Raw genomic sequence first — 17,294 nt, forward strand, 5'->3', positions numbered from 1 at the left:
TATAAGTTGATATGACAGTGATTTACATCATTTTTTCATACATATAAATTTACTAATTGGATGATAAAGATGAGCAGTTAAAAATTGTCATTTAATCATTCAACAAAAATAAAGGGGGATTGTTACATGTTTAAATTTTTTCAGAATTTAGGTCGTTCACTTATGTTACCAGTTGCTGTATTACCAGCTGCTGCTATTATTGTTGGTATAGGTAACGCGCTTAACGCTTTGCATGCCTTACCTCAAGTGGCTCAATTCTTTGTTGCAGTAGGAACTACTATTCTTGAGCAACTAGGTATATTATTTGCTATAGGTGTTACAATAGGTATGGCAAAGAAGAATGATGGTGCAGTCGCATTAGCTGCAGCATTAGGCTTTTTTGTAGTAACCAAAGTATTATCACCAGATAAATTAGCACCAATATTGCATGTTAAGCCATCTTCATTAGGTGAAGCATTTGACAAGATGGATAACGGCAACGTATTTGTTGGTATCATTATTGGTCTTATTGCGGCTTATACCTATAATCGATTTAGTGAGACAGAGTTACCACTCGCATTATCATTTTTCAGTGGTAAACGTCTGGTACCTATACTAACCGCATTTTTCTGTACATTTATAGCTGTTATTCTATTATTTGTATGGCCAGTTGTATATAATGCTATTGTGACGTTTGGTACTTGGATTGTAGGTATGGGGCCATTTGGCGCATTTATTTATGGTGTAGCCAACCGTTTATTAATTCCAACGGGTTTACATCATGCATTAAATACAGTATTTTGGTTTGATACAATTGGAATCAATGATATTGGTAAGTTCCAAACAGGTAAAGATGCTGTACATGGTATTACTGGTCGTTACCAAGCAGGGTTCTTCCCAATTATGATGTTCGGTATGCCTGCTGCAGCACTAGCAATGTATCATACAGCTAAAACATCTCAACAAAAACAAGTATATGGTTGGTTCCTAGGAAGTGCGATTGCTGCCTTTTTCGTAGGTGTTACAGAGCCAATTGAATTTGCATTTATGTTTGTTGCACCTATATTATATGTTATTCATGCATTGTTAACTGGATTATCATTATTTATTGCTGCTACTTTCCACTGGACAGCAGGATTTTCATTTAGTGCAGGACTCATTGATTATGTGTTATCTCTAATTAATCCTGTAGCCAATCATCCTTTAATGCTATTAGTTCAGGGTGTGGTATTCTTCATTTTATATTATGTCATCTTTAGATTTGTAATACAGGTCTTTAATTTAAATACAATTGGACGAGGTGACAATGAATTAGTTGATCCAACTGATGAGGATGCTATTGAAAAAGAAAATGCTGATACTAAACAAAGTAGTGGAAGTAAATATAGTAAATCAGCTGCACAAATTCTTGATGGTTTGGGTGGCGCTCAAAATATTACAACATTGACAAATTGTGCGACAAGACTCAGATTAGAGCTTGAAGACAATGCTATCATTGATGAACAAAAAATTAAAAACGCAGGTGCTGTAGGTGTGACTAAGAGTGGTAAACATTCTACTCAAGTCATCATTGGTACTCATGTGCAGCAAGTTGCAGACGAGATAGAGAAGCAAATGGAAGCATAATATTTTTTAATACTGTAGGGCAAATTCAAATGATGAATTTGCTCTATTTATTTTCAACATGTATATTATATAGTATCAGAATTTTCTGAAAGGGAGTTTGTAGATGAAATCAGTATTGTTTGATGTGGATGGTGTATTTTTAAGTGAAGAACGTTGCTTTGATGTGTCAGCTTTAACAGTCTATGAGTTACTTATGGATCAAATGTATTTAGGTTTAAAACCTGACATAGATCTAAGTCTACTTAAAAATGAAGACATTGCTCGAATTAGATCGGATATATTCGTCAATGATGAAGTTTTAAAAAAGTTGAAATCACTTGGTTTAAACTCTAATTGGGATATGCTATATATTGTATTTAGTTTACATTTTATTCAAATATTAAAAGAACTATCATCTAATGAAGTTGAAAAGATACTTCAGTATCAACAGATTAGTGGTAATCTATTACAAGAAATAGGCCAATTGATAAAGTTCGATGATCAGATTGATTACCCATTGCCACTTAAATTTTTAGAACATGTGGAAAGCGGGAAGTCTAATATCTTCACTCGTTTACAAGATTATGCAAGAAATGAATTAAATACAAATCAAGTTTCATTCTTTGAATTTAAAAGTCCACTTTGGCAATTAACACAATCAATATATCAAGAATGGTATTTAGGGTCAGCATTGTTTAAAGATGTTGAAGGTTATGAACCATACAAAGATAATAAAAGTGGTTTTATTCATCATGAAATTTTATTACGTCCTATTAAAGAGATTCAACATCTATTAAATGATTTGCAAGATAGTGGCTATCAAATTGCAATTGCTACAGGTAGACCAAGAACGGAAACACTCGTGCCATTCGAATCACTGAATCTACTATCATATTTTGACGAAATGAATATTGTGACAGCAAGTGAAGTATTAAAATCTGAAACGATGTTTCCTGAATACAAACCTTTAGGGAAGCCGAATCCATTTAGTTATATTGCAACATTAAATGGAAATAAGGAAGAGGAATACTTCAAATATATAACTCATCAAAATAATATAGTTAAAAAAGAGGAAGTATTTATTGTAGGTGATTCACTAGCAGATTTATTAAGTGCGAAGAAAATTGGCGCTACATTTATAGGAACTTTAACTGGATTAAAAGGTGAAAATGCTAAGAAAGAATTAGAAAATAACGGTGCCGATTATATTGTTAATCACGTAGGGAATATAAGAGACATATTATTATAATAATAAAGCTACAGAATATAAAAGAGATGATGGAAAGTCTTCACTCATATATTCTGTAGCTTTTATTGTGTTACAGAGTTAATTTAGTGCTTATAATCTTATTAAATGGTATCGCATTGTTAAGTTCAGCAACAAGTGCATGTGATGCTGGTTGGTCAATAGATAATATCATGAGTGCTTGACCACCTTCATTCGTTCTGCCTAATGTCATTGAACCAATATTGATACCTTTATTTCCTAATAAATTGCCTGTTTTACCAACTATACCTGGTTGATCATTGTGACATGTTACGATTTGATATTGACTTGGTTTGAAATCTAATGAGAAATTATTGATTCTAACAATTCTTGGTCCAAAGCCTGATAAAACCGTACCGCCGATTTTAATTGTGTCTTTATCATTAGATAATGACAATTCTATATAGTTACTAAAACCTGATTCATTTTTATTTTTTTCAATATGATAGGTCACATCTTGCTGATTTAATAAAGCTAAAGCATTGATAATATTGACCTCATCTGCAAAGTCATCTTTTAAAATATGCGTCACTACGGTTCTTGAGATGAGGCTTGTATCTATTTTTGCTACATCTCCACCGTAAGTAATCGTAACTTCACTTGGTGCACCTTCTAAGAGTTGAATACCGAATTCCCCAATAGTAGTGGCTAATGATAAGTAATCTTTAACATTTTGGTCAACCTCATTCATGTCCATTTTAGGTGCGTTAACCGCATGTTCTACGGTACCTTTTGTTAAAATATCAATGATTTCATTTGAAACAGAGACAGCTACTTTTTCTTGCGCTTCAACAGTAGATGCACCTAAGTGAGGTGTCACTATAATTTTATCATGTTTAATTAATGGTGAATCTAAAGGCGGTTCATGCTCAAATACATCTATGGCAGCTCTTGAAATTTGAGATTGGTCTAAGGCCTTGATAAGTGCATCTTCATCAATTATGCCTCCTCGGGCAACATTAATAATTTGTAAATTAGGTTTAGCAAGATTAAAGAAGTTCTCGCCAACAATACCTTTTGTTTTAGGTGTTAATGGCGTATGAACGGTTACAAAATCTGACTTTGAGGCAATCTCTTCTACAGTAGCTAGTTGAATATCTAATGATTTAGCTTTATCTTCTGTTAAATAAGGATCGAATGCCAATATTTGCATTCCAAAACTTTGTGCACGCTTGGCTACGCCTAACCCAATACGACCTGCACCTATAACACCTAATGTTTTCTTATATAATTCTGTTCCGCGAAACGCTTTTCTATCCCATTTTCCAGATTTAAGAGATTGATGGGCTTGTGGTATATTACGAGCCATAGCTAAAATCATTGCAATGGAGTGTTCAGTTGCTGAGATAGTATTGCCATCAGGTGCATTGATGACTAGAATGCCTTTTAATGTTGCAGCCTCTATATTAATATTATCGACACCGACACCTGCTCTAGCAATTACCTTTAAATTTGATGCAGCTGTAATGATTTGATCTGTGACTTGCGTTTGGCTTCTCACTATTAATCCATCATATTGTGGAATTATCTTTACTAAAGCCTCATCAGTTAAATCAGTATAAATATCGACGTCAAAATCAGGATGTTCTAATAAACTTTTAATACCTTCATCTGAAATTGGATCAGAAACTAAAATTTTATGACTCATGCTGAATTACCTCCATAAATTTTGTTACACCTTTACCAATATAATTTGCGTTTCTATATTCAGTAAGAATAAGTTCTAAGGCAGAAACAACGGATAGAATATCGAATGGTGAGACTTTCCCCATATGACCAATTCTAAGTATTTCACCTTTAAGATGTCCTTGACCACCAGCAATAGTAATATTAAATCTAGATTTAAGTTGATTTTTAATCAATGCCAATTCATCTTTGGAATTTGGAATAAATGCTGTAACAGTGGGGGAAGCTACATCATCTTTAACTAATAATTTTAGGTCAAGTGCTTTAAGTGCAACACGTAGTGCGTCACGAATCATATAATGACGTTGAATAACATGGTTCAAACCTTCATGTTTTACTAAATCGACGTAAGCATTTACACCTCTAAATAACGATACATTAGGTGTGAAAGGTGTAGAGTGTTTCGTAGATGCATCTACGTATTTGTTTAAATCAAGATAAAATCTTGGTGTAGTCACTTCATTAAATCTTGACTTTGCTCTGTTATTATAAGCGACAAAAGCTAAACCTGGTGGTAACATTATTGCTTTTTGACTACCTGACACTAAAACGTCGATATGGTCTTTGACCAAGTCGACATCAACAGCACCAATACAACTTACGCCATCGACTACAAAATAGATATCTGAATCATATGATTTAATTGTTTGTCCAAGTTCATGAATCGGGTGTAATACACCAGTTGAGGTTTCACAAAATTGTGTGAAAATAGCAGTGACTTTGACATTTAAACTTTTGAGATAATCTAAGAAAGAATTGATATCAACGGATTCGCCCCAAGTAACATCATAAATATGGACATTTTTATAATATGTTTCAGCTATTTGTTTGAAACGATTACCAAAGGCGCCGGATACAATAATGACAATATGATCTTCAAGATTAGCGATATTTAACATACTTGCTTCTAATACACTCGTGCCACTCGATGTTAATATCAAGACATCATTTTGGGCACCGAATATTGGTTTTAAGCCACTGTAGGCATTTTCGGCGATTGTTTCAAAATCAGATGAACGATGACCTACCATAGGTAATTGAATTTGAGACATAATTTCATCTGGCACTGGGGTTGGTCCAGGTGTAAGTAAAAGGGGTTGATAATAATGCATAAGTCATTCCTCCAAGTGTAATATTCAACTATTTTAACAAATATTCTGAAAATTTAAAAGGTGAAATTAATAGCTATCAGAGTTTAGAAATTATTGCCCTATATCTGATAGCTTGAAAGTTATTTTACAGTTGGTTCTATCTTGACGATAACATTGTTTTTAATTGAGTTAGAAATCATGCAATTATTATCAGCAATTTTCAATAATTTTGGTAATCGTTTTTCTAAATTGTCTTTATCATTGTCTGCCACTTTGATTTCTGGATAATGTGTGATGGATGTCATTTTGAATTTTGCATTTTCAAATACAGCATTGCCGATGGATTGCTGTGTAATTGAAATGTCTTTATAACCAGCTCTTTCAAGTGTTGCTGCCAAGGAAATAATATAGCAAGATGATGCTGCACTAACTAACAGTTCATCAGGATTAGTACCTATACCAGTACCTTCCAAAGACGAAGGAATAGAAATTTGTTCATTAATCACATCACCAATAACTTCTCCTACTTCATTTCTACCACCTTGCCAAGTGGTTTGAACTTTAAAGTCATGTTGAACCATTTAGATTGACCTCCTGTGTCATTATGGTAATTTAAGTTTAGAACATTATTAATCAGATGAAAAGAAAGGTGACTTTCATGTCGAATGAACGTTCAAATCAATCATATCAGTTAATAGCTCATCGTGGATTACCACAAGACTATCCTGAAAATACATTAATAGGGTACCAACACGCGTTAGCATTACCCATTGATATGTTAGAAATTGACTTACATTTTACAAAGGACAAACAACTAGTTGTCATTCATGATGATACGATTGATCGTACATCTAATGGAAAGGGTAAAGTTAAAGATTATACATTAGAAGAATTAAAAAAATTTGATTTTGGTTCTTATCATGATAAGCGTTTTAAAGACGAACAAATCCCAACATTCGATGAAGTATTAGACATACATTCTAAAAGTTCTAAAAAGTTGCTAATTGAAATTAAAAAGCCTAGCCAATACCCTGGAATTGAAAAAATGATTGTAGATAAACTTAAAGATTATCATATTCCATCGTCTAAAGTTATATTACAATCTTTTGATTTTGAAAGTATAAATAAATTAGCACAAATGAATGTTCCATATGAACTAGGTGTATTAATTAGTAAGAAAAAATATTGGTATAAATCACCTGATTTTAAAGCAATTGCAGAAATTGCTAACTATATTAATCCTAATTACAGCATTGTTAATAAACATTTTATGGAAAAAGCACATGTTGAACATTTAAAAGTGATGCCATATACTGTCAATGATTCTAAAGAAGCAAGGAAACTCATAGATTTACATGTTGATGGCATTATTACGGATATACCTGATAGGTTATAAGGAAAAATCAATATGCAGAAAGGGGAGTGGGACAGAAATCATAAAGAACCACTAACCATTGAATATGAAGTGGTTCTTACGCATTAGCCACAGCTAATATGTACTTTAAAATAGGAATACATGAGTGAAACTTATGCATAAGAAATACTAATTTCTAAAGAAAAAGTATTTCTTTATCGTTGTCCATCCCCAACTTGCATTGTCTGTAGATTTTCTTTTCGAAATTCTCTATGTTTGGGGCCCGTCCCCCCCGGTAAGGGTGATTAGAAATGAAAAAGCTTGGTACATTAGACCGTCTTTGTAATTTATTACTTAGACGGTTTTATGCATGAACTTTAGTTCATGTATACCGCTAAAGCTTAATTTGAACACATGGGTCAATACGCATGTGTAAGTCATCTACGCCTATATATGAATGTAACTTGACGTATATATCTATGTCCCAGCCTGTAATTATTTATGGAAATAAAAAAACACCCAATCTCCAAAGAGAAAGGGTGAAGAATATAAACATATTATCTTGAGTAGTACTCAACGATTAATTGTTCATTGATTTCAGCTGGTAACTCGCTACGTTCAGGGAAACGAACGAAAGTTCCTTTTAAGCTGTCTGCATCAAAGTTTAAATATTCAGGAACAAAGTTGTTGATTTCAACAGACTCAGTAATGATATTTAATTTTTGAGATTTTTCACGAACAGCGATTTCTTGACCAGGTTTTAATGAATATGATGGAATGTCTACACGACGGCCATCAACTTCGATATGACCATGGTTAACTAATTGACGTGCTTGACGACGAGTACGTGCTAAACCTAATGAGTAAACTACTGCGTCTAAACGACTAGCAAGTAAAATCATGAAGTTTTCACCATGTACACCGTATTGTTTAGCAGCGATGTCAAATGTGTTACGGAATTGACGTTCTGTCATTCCATATAAGTAACGTAATTTTTGTTTTTCACGTAATTGTAAACCATATTCTGATAATTTTTTACGTTGGTTTGGACCATGTTGTCCTGGTGCGTAAGGACGTTTTTCTAATTCTTTACCTGTACCGCTTAAAGAAATACCTAAGCGACGAGATTTTTTCCAGTTTGAACCTCTGAATCGAGCCATAATAAGACTCCTCCTTTTTCTTTTTTGTTGTTATGAATAAACAAAAAAGAGTGTTATATGCTTATTAAGATATGTTGTTTTATGTGTCTTCACCTTATAGCGACAGTTACACGGCACGTCCGCATTGGGAACAACATAGAGCTCAATAATATACAACTGCTATTTTCGTTAATTCACACAAACTTCATTGTAACAGTTTATGCGTAAGAGTCAATACTTTTAATTAAACTATTTAATTTGGTTTTCTATGATTGAAACCACTTTTTCTAATTCTTTGCGGTCTTCATCATTAAATCTGCTTTTTATTGGCGCATCAATATCTAAAACACCAATAATTTTATTGTCCTTATGTATTGGAATGACAATTTCAGAATTACTATTTGCATCGCAGGCAATGTGTCCAGGAAATTGGTGGACATCTTTAACAACTTGTGTTTCATTATTAGAGACTGCTGTACCACAAACTCCCTTACCAATTTGGATATGTACACAAGCAGGATGACCTTGGAAAGGACCTAAAATCAGTTCGTTATTTTCAATTAAGTAAAAACCAACCCAATTAACTTGGTCTAAGTGATCATTGAGAAGTGCAGATGTATTACTCAATATCGCTATTAAATTTGATTCATCCTCTATTAAGCTAATGAGTTGTTTTTGTAGTAAGTCATAATTTGTGTTTTTGATGTCTGACATAATGTCTCCCCTTAACCGTTATTTTATATAAGTATAAGGTGTTTAAAATATTCTATCAATAAATACATTTTCTGATTTAATGAGAAGACAAATTACGTTATAATATAGAGTGATAACATAGGAGGAGAAGTATATATGGTGTTATATATCATTTTAGCAATAATAGTTATAATATTGATTGCTGTGGGTATCATGTTCTATTTGCGATCGAATAAACGACAGCTCGTTGAAAAAGCTGAAGAACGTAAATTAGATATTGAAAAATTACCTTTTGATCAAAATATTAAAAAATTATCTAGTTTAAACCTAAAAGGTGAAACTAAAACGAAGTACGATGCAATGAAGAAAGACAACTTAGAAAATACTAATCAATACTTAGCTCCTGTTGAGGAAAAAATTCACAATGCCGAAGAACTTTTAGATAAGTTTAACTTTTCAGGTGCTCAAGCGGAAATTGATGATGCACATGAATTAATGGATCAATATGAAGCAAGTTATAATAATCAAGTTTCACAAGTTGATGAAATAGTTGCATTACATAAAGATAACGAATCATTATATGAAAAATGCAAAGTAGATCACCGCGAAATGAAGCGAGATATTTTAGCTAATCGTCACCAATACGGTGAAGCTGCTGGTCCATTAGAATCAGAAATTGAAAACTTTGAACCAAAGTTATCTCAATATGAAGTTTTAAAAGCAGACGGCAATTATGTTCAGGCGCATAACCATATTTCAGCGTTACATGAAGAAATGCAACAATTAAAAGAATATATGGAAGAAATTCCAGAATTAATTCGTGAAGCTCAAAAAGAACTTCCTGGTCAATTCCAAGATTTAAAATATGGTTGTAGAGATTTAAAAGTTGAAGGCTATGATTTAGATCATGTTAAAGTGGATGGCACTGTTCAAAGCCTTAAAACAGAATTGAGTTTCGTAGAACCAATGATTAGTAGATTGGAATTAAATGAAGCGAACGACAAACTTGAATATATCAATGATAAGTTAGATGAAATGTATGACTTAATCGAGCATGAAGTTAAGGCAAAGAATGAAGTTGAAGAAACTAAAGATGTTATCACCGATGACTTATTCAAAGCCAAAGATATGAATTATACATTAAAAACAGAAATTGAATATGTTCGTGAGAATTACTATATTAATGAATCAGATGTTCAAAGCGTCAGACAATTTGAAAATGAAATTCAAAATCTAATCTCAGTATACGATGAAATTCTTAAAGAAATGTCTAAATCCGCTGTTAGATACAGTGAAGTACAAGATAATTTACAATATTTAGAAGATCATGTAAGTGTGATTAATGAAAAGCAAGATAAATTACAAAACCATTTAATCCAATTACGTGAAGATGAAGCGGAAGCTGAAGATAACTTACTACGCGTACAATCTAAAAAAGAAGAGGTTTATCGACGCTTATTGGCTTCAAACTTAACAAGTGTGCCAGAACGCTTCATTATTATGAAGAATGAAATCGATTATGAGGTGCGTGAAGTTGATGAACAATTTAGTCAAAGACCAATTCACGTCAAACAATTAAAAGATAAAGTTGCTAAAATCGTCATTCAAATGAATACATTTGAAGATGAGGCGAACGATGTATTAATTAATGCAGTTTATGCTGAAAAATTAATTCAATATGGTAACAGATATCGTAAAGATCACCAAAGTGTTGATAAAAGCTTAAATGAAGCAGAACGTTTATTTAAAAACAATCGTTATAAGCGTTCTATTGAAATTTCAGAACAAGCACTTGAAAGGGTAGAACCCGGAATTACGAAACATATTGAAGAGCAAGTAATTAAATCATAACGATTTGAATTGATATCAAGACATGGTTTCCATTTTATTGGAAGTCATGTCTTTTATTTTTACAAAAAAATAGTATAATGCATGAGTATGCTTATTTAGAAAAGCTTTTTATTAGTTAAATAACGATATAATTATAGTTGAACTGAACAAATAATTCCGCATTGCATTCTCAAAATGTAAATAAACGATATTAAGAATATTTGGAAAGTAGTATATAGAATTAGCAAAGTAAAAAATGTAGAAAGTGAAGTGTTATCAGTGATTTATTTAGATAATGCAGCGACAACCAAAGTAGATCCAAGTGTCTTGAATTCATTTGTAAAGGTAAATGAAACACTTTATTATAATCCTAATAGTCCTCATCAAGCAGGCTTACAAGCAGAAAGATTATTGCAACAAGCGAAAGAACAAATTAATCAAGCACTTAGATTAAAAAACGCTTATGATATTATTTTTACAAGTGGTGCTACAGAATCTAATAATATAGCGCTAAAAGGAATAGCTTATCGCAAAAAAGATACAGCCAATGAAATCATTACATCAGTATTAGAACATCCTTCGGTATTAGAAGTAGTAAGATATTTAGCTGAAAAAGAAGGTTTCGTATTAAAATACGTCAATGTTAAATCAAATGGTCAGATAGATATTGAACATTTGAAATCCATCATGAATGAACGGGTAGGACTTGTGACATGTATGTATGTCAATAATATTATGGGGCAAATTCAACCAATACAACAAATTGTCAATGTGCTAAAAGATTACCCTAAAGTGCATTTTCACGTAGATGCAGTTCAAGCTTTAGGTAAAATACTATTAGATTTAGAAGGTATTGATAGTTTAAGTTTAAGTGGTCATAAATTTAACGGTTTAAAAGGACAAGGACTTTTAATCACAAGAACAGCACATAATATCGAACCCATTATACATGGTGGAGGACAAGAATTTGGTGTGCGCAGTGGTACAGTTAATTTACCTATGGCAGTATCTATGGTAAAAGCTATTAATAATGCAGTGAAACAGACGGATGAATTGCATCAGAAGTTGACGTCTTACCAACAACAAATTAGAGAGATGGTTCAATCTTATCCTGGTGTTAAAATAAACTCACCTAAAGATGCTGCTCCACAAATCATCAATATAGGATTTCCTGGCGTCAAAGGTGAAGTGTTAGTCAATGCATTCTCTAAACAAGATATTATGGTATCAACTACGAGCGCGTGCTCTTCAAAAAGAGGTAAGCTCAATGAAGTATTACTTGCAATGGGTATTTCAGAAAAACAAATTGAAGGAAGTATTAGGATATCAATGGGGCAAATGACTACACAAAAAGATATCGATAGCTTTAAAGAAAAATTTGAAATGATATATGAAGAAGTGAAGGAGTTGTTGAAGTAATGAAATATGACCATTTAATAGTTAGATATGGTGAGTTAACACTTAAAGGTTCTAACCGTAAAAAATTTGTGAACCAATTAAAAACCAATGTGACACGAGCTTTAAAGCCCTTAGATGGATTCCATATTAAAGGTAAAAGAGATCGTATGTACATTGAGTTATTCGAAGAAGCGGACATTGATGAAATCATTCATCGATTATCCAAAGTCTATGGTATCAAATCAATAAGTCCAGTATTGAAAACAGAAAAGAATGATCAAGCCATGGCTGATGTCGCTGTACAATTAGCACAATCATTTGATAAGGGTTCAACATTTAAGATTGATGTTAAGCGATCAGATAAGTCCTATCCTAAAGATACTTATGAGCTACAACGAGAAATCGGTGGAGCGGTATTAAAAAATGTGGAAGGATTAACTGTAGATGTGAGACAACCACAACATGAAATTCGTGTAGAAGTACGTCTAGATGCAATCTATATATATGTGGAAGTCATTCAAGGATCTGGAGGTCTACCAGTAGGTACAGGCGGTAAGACCTTATTAATGTTATCTGGCGGTATAGATTCACCAGTTGCAGGTATGGAAGTAATGAAACGCGGCGTGACAATTGAAGCGATACATTTCCATAGTCCTCCATTTACGAGTGAAAAAGCTAAAGAGAAGGTAATAGAATTAACACGTATTATGTCTGAACGTGTTGGTCCAATTAAATTGCACATTGTACCTTTTACAGATTTACAAAAACAAATCAATAAGTCAGTTCATCCAAGATATACGATGACATCAACTCGTCGATTAATGATGAGAGTAGCAGATCAATTAGTCCATAAAATTGGCGCTTTAGGTATCGTTAACGGTGAAAACCTTGGGCAAGTAGCAAGTCAAACACTAAATAGTATGTATGCGATTAATCATGTTACATCAACACCAGTGTTACGACCTTTATTAACACTTGATAAGGAAGATATTGTAAAGAAAGCTAAAGAAATTGGTACATTTGAAGTTTCTATTCAACCTTATGAAGATTGTTGTACTATTTTTACACCTAAAAACCCAGTAACTGAACCAGACTTTAATAAAGTGATGGAATACGAAAGTGTGTTTAACTTTGATAGTATGGTAGATGATGCAGTTGAAAATATAGAAACAATTGTAGTAGATAAAAATTATAAATCTGAAAAAGATAAATCAACAGATGCTTTAATGGAAGATTTATTCTAATAAATAATCGCAAAGGGGTCATGACATGGATTGGGATATATATGTCATATTGATTATTGTTTTGTTTGGATTTTTAGCATCATTTATAGATTCAGTCGTTGGTGGTGGAGGATTAATTTCTACTCCAGCACTACTAGCAATAGGTCTCCCACCTGCTGTTGCATTGGGAACAAATAAATTAGCAAGTTCATTTGGGACGCTGACAAGTACTATCAAGTTTATTAGATCAGGTAATGTTGATTTAAAAATAGTGTCAAAATTGTTTCCATTTGTCCTAATAGCATCTTCAGGTGGTGCTTATTTAGCAACAATCCTACCTGCACACCTTTTAAAACCATTAATTATAGTTGCGTTGTCATTAGTATTTATTTATACGTTAGTTAAAAAAGATTGGGGTTCAATAAGAACATTCACCACCTTCACACCAATGAAAGCCGTGATGTTTTTCACAGCATATCTTATTATCGGTTTCTATGATGGGTTTATAGGCGGTGGTACAGGATCATTTATGTTATTTGTATTACTCATGTTTGGTTTTGATTTTTTAAGTGCAGCAGGCAATGCTAAAGTGCTTAATTTTGCATCCAATGTAGGGGCTTTAATACTATTTATGATATTAGGACAAGTTGATTATTTTTATGGACTAATTATGGCAGTCAGCATGATTATTGGTTCATACGTTGGTGCACAATTTGCTATAAGCAAAGGTGTAGGGTATGTTAAATTGCTATTTATAACAGTCACTGCAGTATTGATATTGAAAAATGCATATGACTACTTATTACCTATTTTCATAAATTAATATAATTAAAATAAAAGCAAATCTTTAATGAAGTTGATGTACTTAGACACTAGAACAATCAATTCATACAAAGGTTTGCTTTTTTATTAACAAATTGTAAGTTATTAAGTCAAAAATCATTTATCAATATATATAATGAATTTTTAAGATATAAAAGTTTAAAATTGAATTTGGTCATATTGATGTCGTATGATATTAATGGATGAAAAATATAAATAGGAGGTCATATTTATGACTGAAATTACATTTAAAAATAACCCGGTAACATTATCAGGACAACAAGTGAATGAAGGAGATGTTGCCCCAAATTTCACAGTACTAGATAACGATTTAAATCAAAAATCTTTAGATGACTATGCTAATAAGAAAAAATTGATTAGTGTTGTTCCATCAATCGATACTGGTGTATGTGATCAACAAACACGTAAATTTAATGAAGAAGCATCACAAGAAGATGGTGTTGTATTAACAATTTCAGTTGACCTACCATTTGCACAAAAAAGATGGTGTGCATCTAATGGCTTAGATAATGTAGTGACATTAAGCGACCATAGAGATTTATCATTTGGTGAAAACTTTGGTGTAGTTATGGAAGGAATGCGATTATTAGCGCGCTCCGTTTTCGTACTAGATCAAGACAACAAAGTGGTATATAAAGAAATTGTAAGTGAAGGTACAAACTTCCCAGATTTCGAAAAAGCTTTAGAAGCATATCAAAATTTATAAATTGAGATTTACAACTATTTGTCTAAAGGTGGAAACTTTTAGAATATAGTGTGAGAAATAAGCATCCATTGTTTTAACAAGTGATAATATGACAGCAACTGATTTCACTATGAAAGCGATGGATGCTTTTTATAGAGAGGGATTTAAATGGCAGAAGAAAATACGATTATGGAAAGATTATTCCATCATTTAGATGAAAAAGCGAAGACTTTAAACCAAGAAAATGGGCAAAGTTTTATAGAAAATCTAGGACTAGCGATGGAAGATATCTATACTAATCAACGAGAAATGTTAGAACAAGCTACACTTCAAGATAGAAGAAAGGCATTCCAATTTGCATATTTAAGTTTAATGCAAGAGGAAAATATACAGGCTAATCATCAAATTACACCAGATTCAATCGGTTTGATTTTAGGATTTTTAGTACAACGATTTACACAAGATAAAGAAGAGTTGCATGTTGTTGATATTGCAAGTGGTGCAGGCCATTTAAGTGCTGCTGTTAAGGAAGTATTAACTGAGACGACTATTATGCATCATCTTATTGAAGTAGATCCAGTGCTTTCTAGAGTGAGCGTCCATCTTGCAAATTATTTGGAAATACCTTTTGATGTATATCCACAAGATGCAATTATGCCACTACCATTAGAAGAATCTGATATTGTCATTGGTGATTTACCGATTGGCTATTATCCAGTAGACGAACGTAGTAAAGAAATGAAATTAGGTTTCGAAGAGGGGCATAGTTACTCCCATTACTTACTAATTGAACAAGCTGTTAATGCATTAAAAGGGGCAGGATATGCATTTTTAGTTGTTCCTAGTGAGTTGTTCTCAGGAGAACATGTGAAACAGTTAGAAAAATTCATTACTACAGAAACAGAAATGCAAGCATTTTTAAATCTACCACCTACGTTATTTAAAAATGAAAAAGCACGAAAATCTATACTTATATTACAGAAGAAAAAAGCAGAAGTAACAAAACCAGTTGAAGTGTTCTTAGCGAATATACCTGATTTTAAAAATCCACAACAATTCCAAGGTTTTATTACTGAATTAAATCAATGGATGGACACAAATCATACAAAAAAATAATCTGTAACAGTATAGAATTCAAACTGTATTAATGATAAAATAAAATGTGAAAAATATAACTAAACAAATGATGGAGGACAAAATCTTATGTCAAAATTAATTTTGGCGATTAATGCTGGTAGTTCATCTTTGAAATTCCAGCTTATTAGAATGCCTGAAGAAAAAACAGTAACAAAAGGCGTAGTAGAAAGAATTGGTATGGACGATTCTATTTTTACAATTCTTGTTGAAGGGGAAAAATTAACTGAAGTCAGAGATATTAAAGATCATGAAGAAGCAGTTAACTTGATGTTAGAGAAATTTAAAGAACATCACATTATCGAAGATATCAATGAGATTCAAGGTACAGGTCACCGAGTAGTGCACGGTGGTGAAACATTCCCTAAATCAGTAGTTGTGACTGATGAAGTTGAACAGCAAATTGAGGCATTAAGTGAACTAGCACCATTGCATAACCCTGCCAATTTAATGGGTATTAGAGCATTTAGAAAGTTATTACCTGATATCCCACACGTTGCTGTTTTTGATACATCTTTCCACCAAACTATGCCTGAACAAGCATATTTATATAGCTTGCCATATCGTTATTATGAAGATTATGGTATCCGTAAATATGGTTTCCATGGCACTAGTCATAAATATGTATCACGACGTGCTGCAGAAATATTAGGTAAACCAATTGAAGATTTACGTATTATTTCATGTCATATTGGTAACGGTGCTTCAATCGCTGCTATTGATGGCGGAGAGTCAATTGATACGTCAATGGGATTCACACCATTAGCAGGTGTTACTATGGGTACACGTTCAGGTAACTTAGATCCAGCTTTAATTCCATATATTATGGAAAAAACTGGTAAAAATGCTGATGAAGTACTTAATATCTTAAATAAAGAATCTGGTTTATTAGGTATTACTGGTACTTCAAGTGACTTACGTGATTTAACGGAAGAAGCTAAACATGGTCGTCATAGAGCGCGTGTAGCACTTGATTTATTTGCTTCTAAAATTCATAAATACATCGGTTCATATGCCGCAAGAATGCACGGTGTAGATGTCATTGTATTTACAGCAGGAATAGGTGAAAACTCTCATATTATTCGTGGTAAAGTATTAGAAGGCTTAGAATTTATGGGCGTTTATTGGGATCCTAAGAAAAATGAAAACCTCCATGGTGAAGAAGGAGATATTAACTATCCACATTCACCTGTTAAAGTACTTATAGTACCTACAGATGAAGAAGTAATGATATCTAGAGATGTTATTAAATATGGTGGTTTAGAAACTGAAGAAACATCTTCAGATGAAAACGTTGAATCAAAATAGAAATTGCATAAAAAGGAGCGACATTGTCGTTCCTTTTTTTAGTTTGAAGAGATAATCAG

The 17,294-nt window shown here is 32.7% G+C and carries 15 protein-coding genes; 10 read left to right on the forward strand and 5 right to left on the reverse strand.

What is annotated here, in order from left to right:
- Window positions 1-126 precede the first annotated feature (126 nt).
- Both nagE and P7F85_RS05495 read left to right on the forward strand, forming a co-directional pair.
- Window positions 127-1,605: an N-acetylglucosamine-specific PTS transporter subunit IIBC gene (nagE, locus tag P7F85_RS05490; protein ID WP_046464403.1), complete on the forward strand. Its 1,479-nt coding sequence runs from the start codon at window positions 127-129 to the stop codon at window positions 1,603-1,605.
- 103 nt (window positions 1,606-1,708) lie between these two features.
- Complete coding sequence (locus P7F85_RS05495; RefSeq protein WP_002467167.1) at window positions 1,709-2,833, forward strand: HAD family hydrolase; 1,125 nt, start codon at window positions 1,709-1,711, stop codon at window positions 2,831-2,833.
- A 70-nt stretch (window positions 2,834-2,903) separates the two neighbouring features.
- Here the strand turns inward: P7F85_RS05495 and serA are convergent, their stop codons facing one another.
- The 3 genes from serA to P7F85_RS05510 form a co-directional block, all read right to left on the reverse strand.
- On the reverse strand, window positions 2,904-4,499 hold the full coding sequence (gene serA, locus P7F85_RS05500; RefSeq protein WP_002467161.1) for a phosphoglycerate dehydrogenase: 1,596 nt from the start codon (window positions 4,497-4,499) through the stop codon (window positions 2,904-2,906).
- Window positions 4,489-5,649 carry a pyridoxal-phosphate-dependent aminotransferase family protein gene (locus tag P7F85_RS05505; protein WP_002467166.1) on the reverse strand — a complete coding sequence of 387 codons (1,161 nt, stop codon included), beginning with the start codon at window positions 5,647-5,649 and terminating at the stop codon, window positions 4,489-4,491. Before P7F85_RS05505 ends, serA begins: the two co-directional genes overlap by 11 nt.
- Window positions 5,650-5,768: 119 nt before the next feature.
- Window positions 5,769-6,209, reverse strand: a complete 441-nt coding sequence (locus tag P7F85_RS05510; RefSeq protein ID WP_015364905.1) for an OsmC family protein — start codon at window positions 6,207-6,209, stop codon at window positions 5,769-5,771.
- Window positions 6,210-6,286: 77 nt separating this feature from the next.
- Here P7F85_RS05510 and P7F85_RS05515 point away from each other — a divergent pair, with 77 nt between their 5' ends.
- On the forward strand, window positions 6,287-7,024 hold the full coding sequence (locus P7F85_RS05515; RefSeq protein WP_002467123.1) for a glycerophosphodiester phosphodiesterase: 738 nt from the start codon (window positions 6,287-6,289) through the stop codon (window positions 7,022-7,024).
- Between the two features lie 515 nt (window positions 7,025-7,539).
- Here the strand turns inward: P7F85_RS05515 and rpsD are convergent.
- Together rpsD and P7F85_RS05525 are read right to left on the reverse strand one after the other, a co-directional pair.
- Window positions 7,540-8,142: a 30S ribosomal protein S4 gene (gene rpsD / locus P7F85_RS05520; RefSeq protein WP_002467124.1), complete on the reverse strand. Its 603-nt coding sequence runs from the start codon at window positions 8,140-8,142 to the stop codon at window positions 7,540-7,542.
- A 228-nt stretch (window positions 8,143-8,370) separates the two neighbouring features.
- Complete coding sequence (locus tag P7F85_RS05525; protein ID WP_002467125.1) at window positions 8,371-8,835, reverse strand: GAF domain-containing protein; 465 nt, start codon at window positions 8,833-8,835, stop codon at window positions 8,371-8,373.
- 135 nt (window positions 8,836-8,970) lie between these two features.
- Here P7F85_RS05525 and ezrA point away from each other — a divergent pair, with 135 nt between their 5' ends.
- The 7 genes from ezrA to P7F85_RS05560 all read left to right on the forward strand — a co-directional run bounded on the left by ezrA (window position 8,971) and on the right by P7F85_RS05560 (window position 17,235).
- Window positions 8,971-10,665 (forward strand): septation ring formation regulator EzrA, encoded by a 1,695-nt coding sequence (gene ezrA, locus P7F85_RS05530; protein ID WP_046464402.1) that lies wholly within the window; start codon window positions 8,971-8,973, stop codon window positions 10,663-10,665.
- Between the two features lie 258 nt (window positions 10,666-10,923).
- Window positions 10,924-12,063: a cysteine desulfurase family protein gene (locus P7F85_RS05535; RefSeq protein ID WP_031464011.1), complete on the forward strand. Its 1,140-nt coding sequence runs from the start codon at window positions 10,924-10,926 to the stop codon at window positions 12,061-12,063.
- Complete coding sequence (gene thiI, locus P7F85_RS05540; protein WP_015364908.1) at window positions 12,063-13,286, forward strand: tRNA uracil 4-sulfurtransferase ThiI; 1,224 nt, start codon at window positions 12,063-12,065, stop codon at window positions 13,284-13,286. The genes P7F85_RS05535 and thiI overlap by 1 nt, the downstream gene beginning before the upstream one ends.
- Before the next feature lie 25 nt (window positions 13,287-13,311).
- Entirely contained in the window at window positions 13,312-14,088 is a 777-nt protein-coding gene (locus tag P7F85_RS05545) for a sulfite exporter TauE/SafE family protein (protein WP_002466568.1), read from the forward strand.
- Window positions 14,089-14,319: 231 nt separating this feature from the next.
- Complete coding sequence (gene tpx / locus P7F85_RS05550; protein ID WP_002466570.1) at window positions 14,320-14,814, forward strand: thiol peroxidase; 495 nt, start codon at window positions 14,320-14,322, stop codon at window positions 14,812-14,814.
- Between the two features lie 147 nt (window positions 14,815-14,961).
- Window positions 14,962-15,909 (forward strand): class I SAM-dependent methyltransferase, encoded by a 948-nt coding sequence (locus P7F85_RS05555; protein WP_015364910.1) that lies wholly within the window; start codon window positions 14,962-14,964, stop codon window positions 15,907-15,909.
- A gap of 87 nt (window positions 15,910-15,996) precedes the next feature.
- A complete protein-coding gene (locus tag P7F85_RS05560) occupies window positions 15,997-17,235 on the forward strand; it encodes an acetate kinase (protein ID WP_046464401.1) in 1,239 nt (412 codons plus the stop codon).
- Window positions 17,236-17,294: the final 59 nt, after the last annotated feature.

This window comes from Staphylococcus sp. aM (assembly GCF_052975125.1).

Excerpts from the sequence above, each read along its gene's own strand:
- tpx (WP_002466570.1), top strand. The coding sequence starts at position 14,320 with ATGACTGAAATTACATTTAAAAATAACCCGGTAACATTATCAGGACAA.
- ezrA (WP_046464402.1), top strand. The coding sequence starts at position 8,971 with ATGGTGTTATATATCATTTTAGCAATAATAGTTATAATATTGATTGCT.
- P7F85_RS05510 (WP_015364905.1), bottom strand. The coding sequence starts at position 6,209 with ATGGTTCAACATGACTTTAAAGTTCAAACCACTTGGCAAGGTGGTAGA.
- P7F85_RS05505 (WP_002467166.1), bottom strand. The coding sequence starts at position 5,649 with ATGCATTATTATCAACCCCTTTTACTTACACCTGGACCAACCCCAGTG.
- rpsD (WP_002467124.1), bottom strand. The coding sequence starts at position 8,142 with ATGGCTCGATTCAGAGGTTCAAACTGGAAAAAATCTCGTCGCTTAGGT.
- nagE (WP_046464403.1), top strand. The coding sequence starts at position 127 with ATGTTTAAATTTTTTCAGAATTTAGGTCGTTCACTTATGTTACCAGTT.
- P7F85_RS05495 (WP_002467167.1), top strand. The coding sequence starts at position 1,709 with ATGAAATCAGTATTGTTTGATGTGGATGGTGTATTTTTAAGTGAAGAA.
- P7F85_RS05555 (WP_015364910.1), top strand. The coding sequence starts at position 14,962 with ATGGCAGAAGAAAATACGATTATGGAAAGATTATTCCATCATTTAGAT.
- serA (WP_002467161.1), bottom strand. The coding sequence starts at position 4,499 with ATGAGTCATAAAATTTTAGTTTCTGATCCAATTTCAGATGAAGGTATT.
- P7F85_RS05545 (WP_002466568.1), top strand. The coding sequence starts at position 13,312 with ATGGATTGGGATATATATGTCATATTGATTATTGTTTTGTTTGGATTT.
- P7F85_RS05525 (WP_002467125.1), bottom strand. The coding sequence starts at position 8,835 with ATGTCAGACATCAAAAACACAAATTATGACTTACTACAAAAACAACTC.
- P7F85_RS05515 (WP_002467123.1), top strand. The coding sequence starts at position 6,287 with ATGTCGAATGAACGTTCAAATCAATCATATCAGTTAATAGCTCATCGT.
- P7F85_RS05560 (WP_046464401.1), top strand. The coding sequence starts at position 15,997 with ATGTCAAAATTAATTTTGGCGATTAATGCTGGTAGTTCATCTTTGAAA.
- thiI (WP_015364908.1), top strand. The coding sequence starts at position 12,063 with ATGAAATATGACCATTTAATAGTTAGATATGGTGAGTTAACACTTAAA.